At 57.5% G+C, this 15,643-nt stretch carries 13 protein-coding genes; 4 read left to right on the top strand and 9 right to left on the bottom strand.

Features of this window, described 5'->3' with window-relative positions; genetic code table 11:
- Positions 1-77 precede the first annotated feature (77 nt).
- Positions 78-509, bottom strand: coding sequence for an IS200/IS605 family transposase (tnpA, locus tag ACQE3D_RS11820; RefSeq protein ID WP_313727825.1), 432 nt, complete (start codon positions 507-509; stop codon positions 78-80).
- 609 nt (positions 510-1,118) lie between these two features.
- On the opposite strand from tnpA, the gene dbpA reads away from it, so the two are divergent.
- The 4 genes from dbpA (at position 1,119) to ACQE3D_RS11840 (ending at position 5,786) form a co-directional block, all read left to right on the top strand.
- Positions 1,119-2,504 (top strand): ATP-dependent RNA helicase DbpA, encoded by a 1,386-nt coding sequence (dbpA, locus tag ACQE3D_RS11825; protein WP_313727824.1) that lies wholly within the window; start codon positions 1,119-1,121, stop codon positions 2,502-2,504.
- Positions 2,505-2,849: 345 nt separating this feature from the next.
- Entirely contained in the window at positions 2,850-3,662 is an 813-nt protein-coding gene (locus ACQE3D_RS11830) for a uridine kinase (protein WP_071156806.1), read from the top strand.
- 10 nt (positions 3,663-3,672) lie between these two features.
- A complete protein-coding gene (locus ACQE3D_RS11835; RefSeq protein ID WP_071156804.1) occupies positions 3,673-4,503 on the top strand; it encodes a molybdenum storage protein subunit alpha in 831 nt (276 codons plus the stop codon).
- 422 nt (positions 4,504-4,925) lie between these two features.
- On the top strand, positions 4,926-5,786 hold the full coding sequence (locus ACQE3D_RS11840; RefSeq protein WP_083385773.1) for a tetratricopeptide repeat protein: 861 nt from the start codon (positions 4,926-4,928) through the stop codon (positions 5,784-5,786).
- A 465-nt stretch (positions 5,787-6,251) separates the two neighbouring features.
- Here ACQE3D_RS11840 and ACQE3D_RS11845 read toward each other — a convergent pair whose 3' ends face one another.
- The 8 genes from ACQE3D_RS11845 to ACQE3D_RS11880 form a co-directional block, all read right to left on the bottom strand.
- A complete protein-coding gene (locus tag ACQE3D_RS11845) occupies positions 6,252-8,384 on the bottom strand; it encodes an ABC transporter ATP-binding protein (RefSeq protein ID WP_313727823.1) in 2,133 nt (710 codons plus the stop codon).
- Complete coding sequence (locus tag ACQE3D_RS11850) at positions 8,381-11,425, bottom strand: ATP-binding cassette domain-containing protein (protein ID WP_313727822.1); 3,045 nt, start codon at positions 11,423-11,425, stop codon at positions 8,381-8,383. Before ACQE3D_RS11850 ends, ACQE3D_RS11845 begins: the two co-directional genes overlap by 4 nt.
- Positions 11,422-12,615: an HlyD family secretion protein gene (locus ACQE3D_RS11855; protein WP_313727821.1), complete on the bottom strand. Its 1,194-nt coding sequence runs from the start codon at positions 12,613-12,615 to the stop codon at positions 11,422-11,424. The genes ACQE3D_RS11850 and ACQE3D_RS11855 overlap by 4 nt, the downstream gene beginning before the upstream one ends.
- Positions 12,616-12,955: 340 nt before the next feature.
- The gene (locus ACQE3D_RS11860) at positions 12,956-13,417 is read right to left on the bottom strand and encodes a septal ring lytic transglycosylase RlpA family protein (protein WP_313727820.1); all 462 of its coding nucleotides are present in this window, start codon (positions 13,415-13,417) and stop codon (positions 12,956-12,958) included.
- A 232-nt stretch (positions 13,418-13,649) separates the two neighbouring features.
- A complete protein-coding gene (locus ACQE3D_RS11865) occupies positions 13,650-14,048 on the bottom strand; it encodes a glycine zipper family protein (protein ID WP_396641977.1) in 399 nt (132 codons plus the stop codon).
- Positions 14,045-14,416 carry a hypothetical protein gene (locus ACQE3D_RS11870; protein ID WP_064027524.1) on the bottom strand — a complete coding sequence of 124 codons (372 nt, stop codon included), beginning with the start codon at positions 14,414-14,416 and terminating at the stop codon, positions 14,045-14,047. The genes ACQE3D_RS11865 and ACQE3D_RS11870 overlap by 4 nt, the downstream gene beginning before the upstream one ends.
- A gap of 118 nt (positions 14,417-14,534) precedes the next feature.
- The gene (locus ACQE3D_RS11875; RefSeq protein WP_313727819.1) at positions 14,535-14,891 is read right to left on the bottom strand and encodes a hypothetical protein; all 357 of its coding nucleotides are present in this window, start codon (positions 14,889-14,891) and stop codon (positions 14,535-14,537) included.
- Between the two features lie 26 nt (positions 14,892-14,917).
- The gene (locus ACQE3D_RS11880; protein ID WP_168030793.1) at positions 14,918-15,505 is read right to left on the bottom strand and encodes a TIGR00730 family Rossman fold protein; all 588 of its coding nucleotides are present in this window, start codon (positions 15,503-15,505) and stop codon (positions 14,918-14,920) included.
- Positions 15,506-15,643: the final 138 nt, after the last annotated feature.

The raw sequence follows: 15,643 nt of genomic DNA on the forward strand, positions 1-15,643 counted from the left end.
TATGTTGTGAACCGCTCAAAGCGGTAAATAGGGTCGCTGACGCGGCCCTTTAACTTTAGCCGCCAATAGGCGGCGACTCATTGGCAAAGGTTCATTTGTTCGATGCGTTGGTCTTCCTGTTCTTGATGACGGATATACTCCCGTATCATCGTTTCATCCCGACCCACTGTCGAAACAAAATACCCCCGCGCCCGGAAATGCTGACCTACAAAGTTCCGCTTCTTTTCACCATAAACACGGGCCAAGTGAATCGCACTCTTCCCTTTGATGTAGCCAATCACCTGCAACACCGCATATTTCGGTGGGATCGATATCAACATATGCACATGATCCGGCATCAAATGCCCTTCCAATATTCGGCTTTCTTTCTGGCTCGCTAACCTTCGAAACACCTCGCCCAAATGCTTGCGCAACGCCCTATACAGCGTTCGGCGACGGCACTTGGGAATAAACACAACGTGATATTTGCACTCCCATTTCGAGTGGCTTAAGCTTTCGTTCTCGTCCATCAGGTAGGTTCTCCTCTTGCGTTTGCTTGGCGGCTCACGCTCTCGAGTTTCCTGATGGACTCCTCTAAATGTCAAACTCCTGCTGTCTCCCCGGCTAAGCCGGGGGATTTCTCATTTTTGGTTAAAAACCATCAGCGGTGATCCGACTGCCTTACGGCTCCGGTGCTTCGCGTCCGGACAGTCTCCCAATGTAGCTACACGTCACGGCGCGCTTCTGCCTTATCGAGGTTCGAGCCTTGTTGAAAAGCGGAACGCGTGAAGCCCTGCTGTGTTGTAGATCCGGCTATCTGGTAATTGGCGTAGCGGACATGTTCGAGGCGCTTTCCCGTGCGGGCGTTCCTCTGGCTGCGCTGGCCGGACTGCATGGAAGTTTGGCTGGTTTATCGTGACAGCTGACGATTATTCCGGATACTAGGCAGAATCGGTGATTTGCGACCAATCCCAAGGGCAAATCACCGTAAAGACATCAATATCGATACCGGTTTCTTGAAAGGCTTCGCATCCACGCTCAGAGCCCCCACCCAAAAAACTAACGCCTAATCGGGCGGACAGTTATCATGAGCGACCATCGCGATAAACGCGCCGCTCTGCCCCAATAATCGACCCATTGTGAATACACCTGAATTTTGTTCCCTGTCGTTAAAGCCGGCTCTGCTGGAAAACATCGAATCCCTGGGTTATACCCGCATGACAGCCATCCAGGCCGAAACTCTACCGCATATACTTGAAAACAAGGACGTCATCGCCCAGGCAAAAACAGGTAGCGGCAAGACCGCCGCGTTCGGCATTGGCTTGTTATCGCGACTGGATTCGAACAGTTTTAAAGTCCAGGCAATGGTGATTTGCCCTACGCGCGAGCTAGCCGATCAAGTTTGTAAGGAAATCCGCCAGCTGGCCCGCCTTACCCAAAACATCAAGGTACTCGTATTGTGTGGCGGAGCGCCGTTTACGACACAACGTGCCTCGCTGGAACACGGCGCGCACGTGGTGGTCGGCACGCCGGGCCGCTTATGGGAGCATCTGCAAAAACACAGCTTACGGCTGGAGCACCTGAAAGTGTTGGTGCTGGACGAAGCCGACCGCATGCTGGACATGGGTTTCGCCGATATCATCACCGATGTGATTTCCCACGCGCCTAGCCACCGCCAAACCCTGTTGTTTTCGGCAACGTATTCAGAGGCCGTGCGAGCCTTGAGCCAACGCTTTCAGTTCAGACCGGTGTCCGTCAGTGTCGAAGCCAGCCACCGCGACAACGACATCGAACAGCGTTTTCACCGGATCGACAAGAACAAGCGGCTAAATGCCTTGGGTTATATGCTGGCCTATCATCGCCCCGAATCGACGGTGGTGTTTTGCAACACCAAACGCGAGTGCCAGGACGTAGCCGACACCTTGGCTCACTGCGGTTTTTCGGTACAAGCCCTACACGGCGACCTGGAGCAAAAGGATAGAGATCAGGTATTGGTGCGCTTCGCCAACAAAAGTTGCTCGATCTTGGTCGCCACAGACGTGGCGGCCAGGGGCTTGGATATTAAAGACATGCAAGCGGTGATTAATTACGAGCTGCCGTTCGATCCGGAAGTCTACGTGCATCGCATCGGTCGCACCGGCCGGGCCGGCGCCAAGGGGCTGGCGTTAAGCCTGGTCGGCGATGCCGAGTTGAACCGGGTCAAAGCCATCGAAGACTACATGAATGTCGGCGCGCAGTGGGACGAAGTCGCGCCGTTCCGACTCGACCGCGAGGAACGCTACGAGCCGCCGATGGTGACTTTGTGGATAGACGGCGGCCGCAAGGACAAGATGCGGCCCGGCGACATTCTGGGCGCCCTAACCGGCGCCGGCGGCATAGCCGGCGGCGAAGTCGGCAAAATCGACGTGTTCGATAAGCAGGCTTACGTCGCGATCAAACGCGACCGTGCCGACCTGGCATTGGCCTGCTTACGCAAAGGCAAGATCAAGGGCCATCGTTTTAACGTGCGCCTATCGCAATGGTAATCTGCACCGATCTTCATCCCGGCCTACCCTCGCTGCTTGACCGGCCGTACGATTGTGCTCGAAAACCGCGATTGGGTAACGCCAATTTTCCGTTTCATAAACTCGGCGGACATGGTCTCGCCGGATACAAACGCCACCGGGCCAACAATTGAACATCCAATCGCCCGACGCCGTTGTTTCGGCGTTTGCTTTGCGATATGCTGCGAACCCAAGCAGTTTCGAGGCTTGCACTCGCCGTAGGCTTAGCCATACTCAAACATGGCGATATTCTCGTTTCCCGAATAATAACGGTAACTCGCGACAACACCCCAAAACCGGTGCCATCCAACCGAATAGGACAACCACATGACTCATTCCACAGCCGAGCTAGAAGAGCTGCTGATGCAGCGATCTCTCTCCGATCCGCAACTGTTGGCGGCGGCCGAGGCCGCCCCGGATTTTCGCATCCTGCCGGATGCCACCGTCATCAAAATCGGTGGCCAAAGCGTGATCGATCGCGGCCGCGCCGCCGTTTATCCATTGGTGGACGAAATCGTCGCCGCCCGCAAACACCACAAGATGCTGATCGGCACCGGCGCGGGTACCCGAGCCCGCCATCTGTATTCGATCGCGGCCGGCGTCGGCCTGCCGGCCGGCGTACTTTCGCAACTCGGCGCCTCGGTTGCCGACCAAAATGCGGTGATGCTGGGACAACTGCTGGCGAAATACGGTATTTCAGCGGTTGACGGCGCCGGCCTGTCGGCGGTGCCTCTGTACTTGGCCGAGGTCAATGCCGTCGTGTTCAGCGGCATGCCGCCCTACAACTTGTGGATGCGCCCAGCCCCCGAAGGCGTGATTCCGCCCTACCGTACCGACGCCGGCTGCTTCCTGCTCGCCGAGCAATTCGGTTGCAAAGCCATGATTTACGTCAAGGACGAAAACGGTCTCTACACCGCGAATCCGAAGACCTCCAAGGACGCCACGTTCATCCCGAAGATTTCGGTGGACGAAATGAAGGCCAAGGGCTTGCACGACTCCATCCTCGAATTCCCGGTGCTCGATCTTTTGAAAACCGCGCGCCACATTCGCGAAATCCAGGTGGTCAACGGACTGGTCCCCGGCAACCTATCCCGCGCGCTCGCCGGCGAGCACGTCGGCACCATCATTACCGCGAGCTGAGAATACAACAATGGCTGAACATACCAATACCATCAAACACGTAGCTTCGCCGCTGGCCCGCCAGACCTTGCTGGACGGCGATCTTACCCGTCCGGTCGCCGGCAGGCGCCCTATCCGATTACTGCCTTGGCTGCAAGTCGTCAAGATCGGCGGCCGTTCCATCATGGATCGCGGCGCCGACGCCATTCTGCCCATTGTCGACGAATTGCGTAAAATCCTGCCCGAGCACCGCCTGCTGATCCTTACCGGAGCCGGAATCCGCGCCCGCCATTTATACGGTGTTGGACTGGATCTCGGTCTGCCGGTGGGTTCGCTCGCGCCGCTCGCCGCCAGCGAAGCGGGACAAAACGGCCACATTCTGGCTTCGTTATTGGCGCCGGACGGCGTATCCTACGTCGAACACCCGACCATCGCCAGTCAGCTGGCCATCCACCTCGCCGCCGCCCGAGCGGTGGTCGGCAGTGCCTTTCCGCCCTACCACCACCACGAGTTTCCAACCTCGCGGTTGCCGTATCATAGGGCCGATACCGGCGCCTTTTTACTGGCCGACGCGCTTGGCGCGGCCGGCCTGACCATTGTCGAGGATGTGGATGGCGTCTACACTGCCGACCCCAAAGCCGACGGCGAGCAAGCGCAGTGGATTCGCGAAACCAGCGCCGCCGAATTGGCCCAGCAGGCAGGCCCTCTGCCCTTCGATCCGGCCCTGCTCGAAGTGATGGCGACCGCGCGGCACCTGGAACACATTCAGATCGTGAATGGCCTGGTGCCGGGCCGACTGACCGCCGCGTTGCGCGGCGAACACGTCGGCACCATCATTCATAGCGGCGCGAACCCGCGTTAAAGTCGCATTCGGCGATTCCACCTTGCGGAGAAACGCTCGTTCATACCAGCCGGGCAAGCTTGCCCGGCCAACCTTGCCAGCCACCCCCACTGATTCCGATACAGTCAGCCGTATTTTGAACGCCGGAGATCGGCCATCAACGGACCGTCGTCACATTTGATTTGCCCTCAGCAAATCTAAAGAAATTCCGCCAAAGCGGTCATTCCAACGCAAGAACAGGGTTGCGCAATATAAATCGTCGTTTCCAAAATACTATTGCCGCAAATTTAAAAAAACACTTAAAAATTTCTTGCACTAAATACAAATGTCACATATTCCTGATATAGTCCGCGCAGATTCTACCTATTTGGAACGTTAGCGGGAATTGAAGTTGACCGATTACATTGAGCTATAGTGCCTTATATTAACTTTGAGAAAACTAAATGTGCAATAATTTATGTAAGATAGCATTTGCAATGCTTTTTATGTTTCTTACAATCAACATAGCTGTAGCTGATGATTTTGATAAAGCTGCTGAGGCGTTATCCCGCAATGATTTTGATACAGCACTTCGATTATGGCGACCATTAGCGGAAAAAGGTGAAAAACGAGCTCAGAGTAAATTAGGTACTATGTATAGCAAAGGATTAGGTGTTGATCAGGATTTTAAAGAAGCGATAAAATGGTATCGTTTAGCAGTCGATCAAGGTTATGCTGACGCACAGTATAATCTTGGCTATTTGTATTTAAAAGGCAAAGGAGTCAGCCAAGATTACAAAGAGGCCGTAGAATTATTTCTAGCAGCAGCTAACCAAAATCACCAGGCGGCGCAATACAACATAGGTCGTTTATTATTAGAGGCTCAAAGAGAGGAAGAAGCCGAAAAATGGTTTCGTTTGGCGGCAACTCAAGGGTTTAAAGAGGCACAAAATGACCTTGGAAATCTTTTTTTCAACGGAGAAGGTATTAAAAAAGATTACAAAGAAGCAGCCAATTGGTATCAATTGGCTGCTGAGCAAGGGGATGCATCATCTCAACATGCACTAGGCTATATGTATAACGAAGGACTTGGAGTAACTAAAAATCCTTTAGAAGCTGAAAAATGGTTTCAATTAGCTGAAAAACAAGGGTTAAATTATTCGCGAACGCCATTCCCGGCTCCTAATACTCCAGGTTTGGTTTTAACTGCAGAAAAAAGACCCGTTCTTCATATTGATAAAAGTAGTTTGAATTCACAATCGGAAGCTGGTTTTGATGATAAGGATACAGCCGTCAAACATGATGGCAATCCTGTTAAATATTGATCTTTTCTTTACTCATCACCCGGAAAATACCCATGACTCAATTCAAGGCACTCATTTCAATCATAGTGTTAATGAATATTGTTTTGTCAGGTTGTCAAACCTCTTAGCAAAAAAACCAACCTATCGCTGATACACCCGATCCTGATATTGTAGGACCGTAGGGTGGATAAGCAAAGCGCCATCCACCTATTTAAAATTCTTCTATTTCATGGTGGATGACGCTCCGCTTATCCACCCTACAATTTTCATTATTTGAATGGCCGCTTTAAATTTCAAACCGGCATTCAAGATTAAATGCATCAATTTCCGCTTTGGGTCGATTCCGGTATTTCACCACTTCGATGAACGGTCGCTAAACATTGGCGCGATCTTATCGGAATCGATGGCTTGGTTTGCGTCGGAACCGATGGCGGTTTTTCAAGAGGTGGGTTGGCGTTGCCATTGATAAACACGAGCTCGCCGCGCTCAAGGATGAGCGATGACCAACAAGGTGTCGGCTCTGGCGAGCGCGCAACTCAAGCATTGTTCCATCGTCTCCGGATCGAGTGCCGCGAAACTCTCGTCCAATACCGTCAATGCGGTGTTCCGCAGCAACGCGCGCGCCAGGAAAATCCGGCTCCGTTCGCCGTGGGAAAGTTGCCAACCGGTTTCGCCGACCCGCTGATGAATACCGGACGGCATGCGCTGCAACAAGGGTTCCAGCCCCAACGCGACACACAATTCCTCGGCCTCCAGAAGATCCGGCTTGTCGGCCGGCCAATGACGGCCCATCAGTAGGTTGAAAGCCAACGTGCCGGTCAGGATGTGGTTCTCGTGAAATTGCGGCGCCTCGCCGGCCAGCTTGTGCCAGTTATCACCCAAGGTATATCGGTCCAAGCCGTTCAGTAGCAACAATCCGGACTCCGGTTGGCGTAATCCGACCAGCAAGGCCGCCAACGTCGATTTTCCACCGCCGGAAGGACCTTCGAGCAAGCAGCGTTCGCCGCGCCGAATCGTCAGATCGACACCGCGTAAGACCGGCTCGCCGCCCGATCTATACCGATAGCTCAAATCGCTGGCATCTACCAGTTTGCCAGACCCGGCGATGCCGACTTCGCCGCGCAAATCGGCGGCCGCCAAAAACGGCTGGCTGGGCGGCGCTCGATAGGCAGCATGAAACAAAACCGCCACCTGTTGCCAGGCAATAAAGGCCCTGGCAAGCACCGCCAAGCCGGTTGCGACGTTCGAGAAAGCCCGGCCGGCCAATAAAATGCCGCCCAAACTGATCGCCAAACCGATCGATGCGGTTTCGCCGCTGACGAAAGCCGGCGACAGACCCAGCAAGGCCAGCACCAGCCAGCCCCTTGCCAGCGAGCCGATCAGCGGTATTAGCGCGGCGTCGGTTTCGCTGGCGCTAAGCAAATAGTCGTTGAGCAGGCTGTCATCGTCGGCATCGCGGCGTTCGGGTGATTCCTGGGCCAGACAGGTACGATGACCGACCATGCGCTCGACCAACTGCTCGGTCATGGTCATCCGCTGAACGGTGGTGTGTTTCAGCCGGCGCAGATAGCGTCCGGTCAGCCACAAGGCCAAAACCGTCCAGCCGGCCAGCATCAACAAGTGGCCGAAGCGTGCGACGCCGGCGCTCAAGATCCATGCGGCGAACAGCCACTCGACCAGGCCGATCAACGTCGAAAATCCGCCGTTCAGCGACAAGGACTCCAAGGCCTGCGATTCCATGACCCTTCCCAGCAATTGTCCGCTACCCTGCTGTTTGACAGCTTCCAGCTCCAAACGCAACGCACCGGCCAGCATGCGCTTCTTCAGCAAGATTCCAACGTCCAATGCAAAGCCGGCGTCGAGCCAGCCGCTGATCCAATGCAGCGGAATTAGCGAGAACACCGCCAAACCCCAAGCCGACAGCCAACCGAAATCCAGCCGACCGTTCAACGCCGCTGCGCCAATCAAACGCCAGCCGGCAATTTCCAGCGCATAGACCACCGCTAGCGCGACCAGCAAGCCCAATGCCCGTCTCGGCAAACCCGATTCGGCCAATTGGCCGCGCAGATTGGCCGTCGCCGGCTGACGCAACAACCAGCAGTTTTCAATCTTTTGGGTTGCCAGGCGCTGGTCCAGTAGCAATGCCTTTACAGCCTTCCGCCGTCGTTCCGGCACGTCGGCCAAGGCCAGCAAGCCTTCGATTTCCGCTTGCAACGGCGCTTCGAAATCCGCGCACAACGCATTGCGCAAACCGGCAACCGAGCACGTCGACCATTGTAAATCCGGCCCCAACATTTGCAGACCGCCAAAGCGCGAGCGCAATAAAAACAGGCAGCGCGCTTCCCCGGCAATATCGATTTGTAAGATAGCCGGCCCGATGTCGCGCAACCACTCAGCGACCTGGGGAACGAAAGTCTCGATCGGTTCGGCTTCCAAACCCAAGCGTTCGCCGGCCCACTCGATCCAAGTTCCGAGCTCGGCCCGGTGCTGCGGAGGTGAAGTAGCGGTGAGCGGATTCCGAGGGCCGGTAGTCAGTAAGTTGGCACCGCGCGCGAGTTGTTCGATACCCTCCCCCAATCGGGCGAGCGGCCAACTCAGCGCGGCAATTGTCGAACTCACGCCGAGCTCCCAGCCCGATCGCTCGACAAGCGCCGGTTAGCTATCGCCAAACGCCGCCAATGCTTGCCTTGCCAAAGCCGATCGCGCAGACGGCGTTCGCTGTTCAACATCTCGCGATACCGGCTGTCTCTGCCGGCCAGGACCCTTGGCGCGGCGTCCTCGACGATGGCACCGTTTTCGACGACCAACACCCGCTCGAAACTCAGGGTTTCCTCGACATCGTGCGTCACGCACAACAGCGTCGCGGCGCGCCACCATTGTCGGGCTTCAAGCAGTAGTTGACGACGCTGAGCGCGGTCCATGCCGCGAAAAGGCTCGTCCAGCAAGGCCAGCCGCACCTGGGTTTGCATCAACGCTCTGGCTAGCCGGACACGCTGGCCTTCGCCGCCGGACAACAATGCGCCGCTTTCGCCCAAGTGAGCCTGCAAGCCGGCCGGCAAGTTTTGCAACACCGGGCGCAAGGTCGCCGCGTCGATGGCCTCGCCTATCCGGCCGAATCCGCCATGCTGGACACCGAAAGTGAGGTTTTCCAAAAACGAACGGTTCCAAAGCTGCACGGCCGGGTCCAGCCAGGCGGTTTGCCGGCGCAACGCGGCAAGATACTTGCCGCTCAACGGCTTGCCGTCGACCAACAACCTGCCCGCCGCCAAGCGGTGCCAGCCCAACAACAAACCGACCAAACTGGACTTGCCTGCGCCGGAAGGACCGACTATCGCGATATGCTCGCCGGGAGCGATGCTTAAATCGACGTTCAGCAAGATATCGTGGCCTGCGGCAACTAGGTGGCCTTCGCTGATGCGGATGGCGGACGGCCGCGTAAAGCCGCCTAGCCGATGCGCCCTCTTTTTATCGGGGCCCCGCTGGCTCGTTCCAGGCAGTTTGGCCCCGAATCTGGCGGAAGAAGGCCGGGAAGCGCCCGCCGCCCGCCGCGCCGCACCGTTTCGCCGCATCGCTAGCCGGCCAACAGCGTTTCTGAAATCTCCGTCAGGCGTACACGAATCGTTACCAATAAGCGCGCCGTCCGCCAAGCCGAAGGGCCAACCCAGGACCGAGTCGAAGCGCGTGCCCTGAGCGGAGCCGAAGTGCTCGCCCTGAGCGGAGCCGAAGGGGCTGCCCCCGCCGCTGTCGCTGCCGCCAATAACCTCACTCGCCGACCGCGGCCGCGAGCCGACCACGGCATCGCGGGTATCGAACGACGGCGACACTTCCGGATCATCCGCTTCTTCCGGCGTGGCCAACGGTTCCAGCAAACGCAACAGGCTATTGCGCTGGGCCGGATATTGATGCGCCAGCGTCGTCAATTTTTGACCCAGCGCCGGCAATTTCAAAGCCCAATATACCAACAACAGGTCAGAACCGGTGACGCTGCCGGTCCGAATAAAATGTTGGCACAGCATCACACCGATCGCGCTCAAACTGGCCGCTCCCTGCACCGCTTCTATCGTCAACGCCGAACGAATTAAACCGCGACAGGCGAGCGCCCAATCCACCAACAGTCCTTCATGTTCGCGGCGCACCGCCGGTTCGGCTCGGTGAGTGCGTATAGGCACCAAGCCCAGCAAGGCGTCGAGATAAAAGCCGATCATTGCGCCGGTGTGATTGCGCACCCGTAAATCGCGCTCGTTTAACCAGGCTTGACCAAATAAAGGCACTGCCACCGCCAACCCCGCGGCGAGCGCCGCCCAAGCGAATCCGGCGCGATCCAGCAATAGAATGCCGATCAACGTCAAGCATAAGTCGCACAGGGTTTGCATGAATTGAATCGCCAAGCCCGGAATCTGTCGGGTTAGCGCAATGGCGTGGCTGCGTTCGGCCATGTCGGACACCGGCCGACTTTGAAAATAACGATCGGGTAAACGCGGCAGTTTACGCAGCAATGCCATACGCAGTTGAATTTCCAGATGCCGGCCATAACGTAGTGTTTCCATCGCAATCGGCACTTCGATCGACAACAGCAACGTGACAAAGGCCAATAAGCTACATAACGCCCCCAGACGTTGTTCGGCAGCTTTCAGTTCCCAGGCAATATCGAACACGCCCCGGAACAACAAGGTCTCCAGCAGTACCGCGGCCACCGCCACGCTCAAGGCCCCCAGCAAGGCTAGCGGCGACAACAAGCCGTCGGCTTTCAACAAGTCGAAAACAGTTCGTTCCGGATTCACGGGGCGCTGGTTCAGCGCGGTTGTCAACTCGGCTTCCAGCGCATCTTGCACCGGCGGATCGGCTTCCAACGCGGGTTGCCGACCTCGGATTTGCAACAACACCGCGCCGTGCAGCAGCAATAGGGCTTCGTCGGTCCCCGCATCGTACGGCGCCACCGACCAATACGCCGCCGGAACGGTACGGTTTAAATCCTGGCTGGAAACCGCGCCGAGCACGGTCCTCAGCAAGCGAACCGCCACCGCGCCGGCACCGATACCGCCGACGGATTGCAGTGTGGACACCAACCGCAAACCGGCGTCCAATTTGGCGAAACCTAACCAATCGGGGTCTTGTTCCGCCTGGTCTATGATCGCATCGACCACTGCCCTTCCGGCCCCAAGCGCGGCCAGGCGCTGTCTGAGTGGATTCACAAACTCCGCGGAGGCGGCCCAAGCCCGCCAGTTGTCCGCCGAAACCGGCAGTTTATGCTGCAATATCTCCTCGGCGAATGACTTGCAACGCAGCCAGCGCCGGCCCACCGCCGGGTCCATCACTTGCAGCCAATCGCCGTGCCGGCGCCAAACGACGACAAAGTGCGTCGATCCGTCGGCCCGGTGCGCCACGACCATCGCCGGCAGGACGGCGGCATCGGACAAAAACACATGATCGACCGGCACCATCACTTGCTCTGCTTGCAGGCCCAAGCGATTGGCGACCAGTTCCAACATGTCGATCGAAGTGCCGTCCACATTAGTTTGGCAGGCTTCCCGCAAGCGCCCGTAACTGACCGGAATTCGAAACCCTTCGAGCAGGGATTTCAGTGCCGCCGGCCCGCAATCCATCGCCGAGGTTTGCACCACCTCTGGCACCAGCCAACACCGCTCGCCGAACCAGCTCATGACTCTGGCGCACCGGCGGACGAACGCGGTTGGCGAATGCCGTCGTCAAACAATTGTCCGGCCTTGCGCAATACCAGTAGCGCCGGGCTGAGTTGTTCGATGACGACTTCGATGGAGCCCGGCAGACCGTGTTGCAACACGATGGCCGAGTTCGCCGCCTGCTCGGGCGCGAATTCGACCCGCACTCGGTTGTCGCGAATCTCCGAAGCAACGGTGCTCACTTTCGCCGCCAGCGTACCGAATTGCGCCCACGGAAATCCGTCCAGCCGCATCGTGGCGGCTTGGCCGGGCTTAATTCGCCCGATTACCGCCGCCGGCGGAAAATCGGCGACGATACGCAGTTCGCTGTGCGGCACCACCGAACCCAGCTTGTCGCCGATCGCCACATAGCCGCCGACTTGCAACGGCGCGATATCGCCGATTTGCCCGGCGGCCGGCGCGCGGATCCGATGTTTTTCGATCTCTTCGCGTAAGCGGTCTATCGTGATGCGGCAGGTTGCCTGTTCGCCGCTCAATTTAGCGGCATCCTGTTTTAACTCTTCGATTTCGGCCAGTTTTTGGTGGGAATGGGTTTGCGCATCCATTTGCAGGCGTTGAATGTCGGCGGACAGCGCGGAGCGGGCGGAACTGAGTTTTTGCACTTCGGTGCCGGCCCGGAGTGTATCGATCAAAGCGCCCTTGCCGGCTCCCTTCAACTCGCTCAAGCGCCGCTCGTAATCCTTGGCGAACGACACCGCCGCGTTGGCCTCGCGCTGCCGGGAGCGAGCGCTGTCGATAGCCGCCAACGCCGCTTGCTGGTCGTCCAGCCTGGACTGCTCCAATGCAGCGATTTGCTTATGCAACGCCTCTATTTGCGGCGGCAAGGCCGTCAATCTCGCCTGTTCTTCTTGCAAACGCAAGGTTTCACTGACCGTGTCCAATGTTGCCAACACCTGACCGGCCTCGACTTGCTGACCTAACGAAAAGTCGATCGAGACGATTTTGCCGGCGACCGGTGCAGCGATCGGATGTACCGAGCGATTGACCTCAAGACGGGCTTGCGAGCTGATCTCGTAAATTGTCAACCGCGCCATGCAAAACCAAAACAGCCAAGCCACCAGCAAAACGCCTGCCAGCGACCAGACGAGAATGGCATGCCGCGCGGAATCGCGCGCCAGGGAGCGGGTGGTGCGAGAGAAACGGGTAGGCAAACGAATTCTCCGGTAACGGTCGTTGAATGCCTGGAGATTTCGAACGTTTTGCCGGCCCGACGCAATGAACTAATTCACAGCGGGGCAGGATTTGCTTGTGGTGTCGGTAAGGTTCTGTGCCGGCCGCGACCGCCGACGCCGTTCCCCCGGTTATTAAAGGTCCGCCGCTGCCGCGAGCTTACGGATCGACTGAGCGGAAACTAGGAGTGCCGAGTTGGCGTTTATTACTAGGGAGTCGCTACCGAAGCGTTTCAAAGTCTCGGAAGACTAGCGTTTCTCTGGACGATTTTGCGGAGCATGCGGTAGCGCGCTGGCCCAAAACGATACACCAACGCCGAGCCTATCCGCCCAAATACTCGATAGTGACCTCAGCGGTACCGCGCATGCCGATTCGCTCGGCCGCCGCCTTGGACAAATCGATCAAACGATCTTCCGCAAACGGCCCCCGATCGGTGATCACCACGTCAACCTGGCGACCGTTACGCAGATTAGTAACTCTAACCTTGCAGGGTATCGGCAAGGTCTTGTGCGCGGCCATCAAGCCGCGCGGATCGAAGCGTATCCCGCTCGCGGTCCGCGGGCCGGATTCAGCGCCGTACCAGGACGCCCTGCCCTGTTCCTTATAACCCACCGCGCTTTGCAACGGTACATAGGTTTTACCCTTAACCCGATAGGGCCGGTTGTAGCGGGCACCACTACCGGCCGGCCTGTTCGCGCTATCATCGCTTTCGTCCAAATCGGGCAATAGCGAACAACCGGCGAACGCCAGTACCGTTAAGGCCAATACGCAGCGTCGCAACATCAGGCCGGGCCGAGTTAGCCGCTTGGTTATAGACCTAGCGAGATTCGCACGGTGAAATCCCGCGCGGCCAATCCTTAAACCGATGTCTGCGCGGGATTGCAGGCGCGAAGAATAATTGTCGAGAGCTTCGACGCCAGCTACACGATGTTTGAGCATACTAATTTAGTCAATGGCGATTCGCGGAAACTCAACACTTCCGGACCAAACAGAATGCGTAAACTGGCAACGTTGGTTAGTTGACAACAGTGTGTCCGCGCTGCCGCAAACAACTGTTGTAAGCATTTTTGAAGCGGTCTTCGGATTGGATGCCTTGCTTGGCGCCGCCGCCGATACCGCCCGCCGCCGCGCCTATCGCCGCTCCGGTACCCGGATTTCCGATAATCGCACCCAAGGCCGCGCCGCCCGCGGCGCCGATTAATCCACCGACGCCAGCGCCGATCGCGGCTTCCTTGGCGGTACCGCCAGAGGCTTGTTCGGCAAGTTGCCGGCATTCCTGCATGTCTTGATTCAGACGATAGCTGTTCCGGTCGTTATAGGTATCGACGGTCGGGGTCCATCCGGTTTGGGTAGCGCAGCCGGACGCGCCGAGCGCGACGATGATCAAGCACGAAAACGAACGTAATGTCATCATCTGTTCATCCCATTGCCCAGCCAGGAACCCGCCGCCGCGCCAATCCCGGCGGCCAGCGGATCGCCGCCGCCCATTCCGTATCCCAACGCACTGCCGACCATGCCGCCGACCAAGCCGGATGGGTTGCGTTGATCGTAATATCCGTAGCGCACCGGTGGAGGTGGCGGAGCGTAATAAACCGGAGGCGCCGGTACATATTGCACGACAGGCGCCGGCACATATACTCGTTCCACCGGATACGCCGGAAAATAGTCGCGCTGATAATGATGGTGGTGATGGCGGTGGTGATGCTCACCCCAACCGTCGTCGGCGCTGACGGTCGACGAAAACGCGATACCCAATATTGCTAAGCTTGTTAATCTGAACATTGCACTCCCTCTTTGGATAATTATTCAGTTGCGGAAAATTCTAAAGACGGGGGCTTAAAGCAAAATTAAGGCGGGATTATGAAACGATTAAGACGGCGAAACCGAGCTCCGCTCGGGACTAACGATCCTCCTCGGGAACGGCTGGTGCTTGCCAGCTTCCGCGCTCGCGGGCATCCATGACGGTTTTCCAGCCATCGGCAACATCTTGCCGGGTCAAACCGAAGCGTTCCAATATCGAATCCAACATACCGGGTGTCTCCAAACCGGGCAAGCCCGGTAATGTCGGAGCAGCCGCCTTGGCTTTCGGCGCGATAATCACATTCCCGGCTATCGGCAGTTTGTCGGCATTCCGGCAACGCGCCGCGTCGTCGGTATACAACATTTTACCGTCAACCAGACATTTAACCGGCGGCGCGGCGGATGCCGCGACGGCGATCAGGCTCAAGACCGGCGTTAAAAACCTACTTATCCGCATACGTCCTCCCACCGGCAATAAGCGCGTCAGGTCTCGTCATTCGCCAGCCACTGCTTGGTCGGTGGGGCTTGATACGCGGCATAGCGCGTCAACAGCGTTTCGGGATCGCCGGCGACCATCAACAACTCGCGTTGCTCGGGCTTGACGAATTGTTCGGCGCGAACATGATCCAGAAACCCGAGCAGACCGTCGTAATAACCGGCAACGTTCAATAAACCGCAAGGTTTGCGGTGAAAACCCAATTGCGCCCAGGTCCAGATTTCGAACAATTCCTCCAAGGTACCGATACCGCCCGGTAACGCGACAAAGCCGTCGGCCAATTCCGCCATCCGGGTCTTGCGTTCATGCATCGACGCGGTCACGTAAAGCTCAGTCAAGCCGGCGTGCGCGACTTCCTTATGAGCCAGTGCCTTGGGAATCACGCCGACCGCTTCGCCGCCCAGCGCCAGGACCCGATCCGCCACCGCTCCCATGATGCCGATGCCGGCGCCACCGTAAATCAAGCGAATGCCCCGCCGCACCATCGCCTCGGCCAGCGCGTTGGCCGAGGCGGTATAGACCGGTAAGCGGCCCGGACTGGAACCGCAATAGACACAAAGACTGCGAAAGGACATCGTGACCCCAAGTGATCGGCAACGGTGCTTGAAAGTGTAGTGCAAAGTCGCTCGCTCGCCGGCGCCAGAGCGCCGGCTAAATGGGATCGAACGATACACGCCGTTCCCTTATTTGTGGTAAAACCGGTCCAAGGCAAA

The sequence above is a fragment of the Methylomonas sp. MS20 genome (genome assembly GCF_050275925.1).
GTDB lineage: Bacteria > Pseudomonadota > Gammaproteobacteria > Methylococcales > Methylomonadaceae > Methylomonas > Methylomonas koyamae_A.